The sequence below is a fragment of the Janthinobacterium sp. JF4 genome (assembly GCF_059617925.1).
In genome coordinates this window covers 1-3,019 of the sequence record NZ_JCAQAV010000090.1, presented here as the reverse complement: position 1 = coordinate 3,019, position 3,019 = coordinate 1, and the positions used below count along the sequence as shown (strand labels likewise).

5 protein-coding genes are annotated in these 3,019 nt (G+C 64.1%); 4 read left to right on the top strand and 1 reads right to left on the bottom strand.

The annotated features are described in order from the left end of the window. Positions 1–109: 109 nt before the first annotated feature. Positions 110–517: a hypothetical protein gene (locus tag AC54AF_RS26960; RefSeq protein ID WP_496639038.1), complete on the bottom strand. Its 408-nt coding sequence runs from the start codon at positions 515–517 to the stop codon at positions 110–112. A gap of 333 nt (positions 518–850) precedes the next feature. Between AC54AF_RS26960 and AC54AF_RS26955 the strand changes: the two genes are divergently transcribed. From AC54AF_RS26955 to AC54AF_RS26940, 4 genes are read left to right on the top strand one after another with little or no spacing between them, the layout of a single operon-like run. Further along, complete coding sequence (locus tag AC54AF_RS26955) at positions 851–1,204, top strand: ArsR/SmtB family transcription factor (RefSeq protein ID WP_034746789.1); 354 nt, start codon at positions 851–853, stop codon at positions 1,202–1,204. A gap of 7 nt (positions 1,205–1,211) precedes the next feature. Continuing rightward, positions 1,212–1,637: a YeeE/YedE family protein gene (locus AC54AF_RS26950; protein WP_496639037.1), complete on the top strand. Its 426-nt coding sequence runs from the start codon at positions 1,212–1,214 to the stop codon at positions 1,635–1,637. Beyond that, entirely contained in the window at positions 1,634–2,065 is a 432-nt protein-coding gene (locus AC54AF_RS26945; protein ID WP_131685465.1) for a DUF6691 family protein, read from the top strand. Before AC54AF_RS26950 ends, AC54AF_RS26945 begins: the two co-directional genes overlap by 4 nt. Before the next feature lie 42 nt (positions 2,066–2,107). After that, on the top strand, positions 2,108–2,965 hold the full coding sequence (locus AC54AF_RS26940; protein WP_496639036.1) for a ChaN family lipoprotein: 858 nt from the start codon (positions 2,108–2,110) through the stop codon (positions 2,963–2,965). Positions 2,966–3,019 lie beyond the last annotated feature (54 nt).

Genomic DNA, 3,019 nt, shown 5'->3' with positions numbered 1-3,019 from the left:
ACGGCGGGACTTTCACCCACAGGAGTGCGCCCATGCTGGGCGCACCCATAAAAAACATTCCGCACCGGGCGGAATGTTTTGCAGCAGCGCCTAGCCGGTGCTGGCGCCGTCAGTTATCGAATTTTTCCTGTTTTTCACCGTGCATGCTCAAGGCCACCAGGCCCAACCCCACCAGCAGCAACGAGACCATGCTCGCTTCAGGCACGGGGGTCGGCACGTTCGCTTGCTGTGCGGGCGCGGCCGTCATGGGCCTGGGCGGCGCCAGGGCCGCATGACGCGCGCCGCTGATGCTCCAGTGCGGTGCCGCGGTCGCGCTGCTGCTGGCCAGCAGGCGTGCATACGGCAAGTCCGGCGTTTCCCAGCCGGGATTATTATTCAAGCTGATGCTTTCATCGATTGTCACGCGTTCGTCGGCTTCCTGCAAGTTGCCGGCCGTGGTGTCGCTGACTGCCGCTACGCTCCATGCGCTGGCTGACAGCGCCAGCAAGGCCAGGCATAACGGCTGATTGATTCCCATCTTGATCTCCCTGTCGTTCACCGCGTGGCGCAGCCGAAACCGGCTTGCGCATGGGCGGACAATTCGCCTGTACGGGGGCGTATCATGGTTTTTCCGCTGACCTCCCATTACAGCATGGATCGTGACAATTTTGATACGTTTATTTCCTGTTTATTACGAATATTTGTCATTCTGATAGCGTAAACGTGATCGCTGCCGCACACTTGGCATGAGCACGCTATCGCCGAAAAACACTGTTGTTTTTTTGTGCGAATCGCCAGCAGGAAAACAGTATATTGATTAGTATATTGTTTATCGCATGATGATCAATATGACCGCCTGTGGGAGGGCACGATGGAGACAGTCGCAACACAACACGCCGAATACAATCTCGACGCCATGCGTGGCTCAGCCTATAAGGCCAGCTCGCTGCTCAAGGCCATGGGCAATGCCGACCGGTTGATGCTGCTGTGCCAGCTATCTCAGGGCGAGCATTGCGTCAGCGACCTCGAACAAAAAGTGGGCATCGGCCAGCCGACCCTGTCGCAGCAGCTGGGCGTGCTGCGCGAAGAAATGCTGGTGGCCACGCGGCGCGACGGCAAGCAGATCTATTACCGCGTCGCCAGCGCGCCCGTGCTGGCCGTGCTGCAAGTGCTGTATGCGCAATTTTGCGCGCCGCGCGCCCCGTTCAACGACGAAGCGGATTGATCCTGCCATGAGCATAGCCTGGCAGCACTTCACGCCATGGACCTCGCTGGCCGGCGGCATGCTGATCGGCCTGGCGGCTGCGCTCTTGATTTTGTTCAATGGCCGCATCGCCGGCATCAGCGGCATCCTCGGTGGCTTGCTGCGTCCGCGCAGTGGCGACCTGGGCTGGCGCATCGCCTTTCTCGCCGGCCTGATCGGTACGCCCCTGCTGTACCAAGTGTGGCAAGCCTTGCCGCCCGTGCAGATCGATGCGGGCCCGCCCGCCCTGATCGTCGCGGGTCTGCTGGTGGGCGTAGGCGTGCGCTATGGCGCCGGCTGCACCAGCGGCCATGGCGTGTGCGGCCTGTCGCGCCTGTCCCCGCGTTCGCTGGCGGCCACCATGGCTTTCATGGCGGCCGGTTTCCTTACCGTCTATCTGTTGCGCCACCTATGAGCAAGCTGATCTTTTCCCTGTTGAGCGGCCTCGTCTTTGGCCTGGGCCTGATCGTCTCCGGCATGAGCAACCCGGCCAAGGTGCTCGCTTTCCTGGACCTGGCCGGCGCCTGGGACCCGTCGCTGGCGCTGGTGATGGGCGGCGCCATCGCCGTGGCCCTGCCTGCCTTCTGGCTGGCGCGGCGGCGCAGCACGGCGCTGCTGGGCGAGCCCATGCAATTGCCAGTATCGCGGCGCATCGACCGGCGCTTGCTGCTGGGCAGCCTGGCCTTTGGCGCGGGCTGGGGCATCGCCGGTTTCTGTCCCGGTCCCGCCCTCGTCTCCCTGCTGGCGGGCCAGCCGAAGGCCTGGCTGTTTGCCGGCGCCATGCTGGCCGGCATGGCCCTGTTTGAAGTACTGGAGCGCCGCAAGCTGCCCGCGCCGGCCTGAGACGGTACAATCTGGCGCATCGCCACTTTGGATACCGCTTACATGAAGACCGTGATTTTCCGCGCCGGCGCGCGTGCCGCCCTGCTGTGCAGCGTGCTGGCGCTGGCCGCCTGCGGCAGCTTGCTGAAAAAGGAAGCGCCGCCCGCTCCCGCGCCCGTGGCCGACACCTTGCCCAATCCGCAAGTGTTGCTGCTGGGGGAAGTGCATGACAATGCGCAAGGCCAGCGCCTGCGCGTCGAGGAATTGCGCCGCCGGCTGGCGGCCGGCTGGCGTCCCGTGATCGTCATGGCGCAGTTCGACCGGGAAAACCAGGACTTGCTGACGCGCGCCGCGCGCGATTGCGCCGACCCCGACTGCATCATCCGCGTGATGGAACAGCCGCGCTGGGACTGGAGCTTGTACCGGCCCGTGCTGGACCTCGTCATCAGCTACCAGCTGAGCCTGGTCGCCGGCAACCTGTCGCCGGCCGATGCGTCGCGCATCGTGCGTGACGGCATCCAGTGGTCGATGCCGCCCGCCATGGTGGCCACGTACCTGACAGCGCCCGTGCCGGCCGACATCCTGGACGGGCAACAGAAGGCAGTCCAGGCGGCCCGCTGCAATATGCTGCCCGACATGATGATGAAAGGTGTCGTCAACGCCCAGGTGGCGCGCGATATCTGGATGGCCAAGCTGATCCGCGACCAGGCGCCGCGCGACGTGGTGCTGATCGCCGGCAATGCGCATGTGCGCAAGGATATCGGCGTGCCCCGCTGGCTGAAGCTGGCCGATCCGCAACTGAACGTACGCAGCATCGGCTACCTGGAGCAGGGCGGCAGCGGCTACCAGGGCACGTTCGACCTGACGCAAACGATGCCGGCGCAGCCGCGCCCTGACCCGTGCGCGAAGTTCAAAAAATAAGGCTCTGTCCTCGGCAAATAGGGGAAATGCCGGAATCTTCTCTTGGCAGTGCTG

What these genes read in the sequence shown, in the direction of transcription:
- AC54AF_RS26960 (WP_496639038.1), bottom strand. Translation starts at nt 517, where the DNA reads ATGGGAATCAATCAGCCGTTATGCCTGGCCTTGCTGGCGCTGTCAGCC.
- AC54AF_RS26955 (WP_034746789.1), top strand. Translation starts at nt 851, where the DNA reads ATGGAGACAGTCGCAACACAACACGCCGAATACAATCTCGACGCCATG.
- AC54AF_RS26950 (WP_496639037.1), top strand. Translation starts at nt 1,212, where the DNA reads ATGAGCATAGCCTGGCAGCACTTCACGCCATGGACCTCGCTGGCCGGC.
- AC54AF_RS26945 (WP_131685465.1), top strand. Translation starts at nt 1,634, where the DNA reads ATGAGCAAGCTGATCTTTTCCCTGTTGAGCGGCCTCGTCTTTGGCCTG.
- AC54AF_RS26940 (WP_496639036.1), top strand. Translation starts at nt 2,108, where the DNA reads ATGAAGACCGTGATTTTCCGCGCCGGCGCGCGTGCCGCCCTGCTGTGC.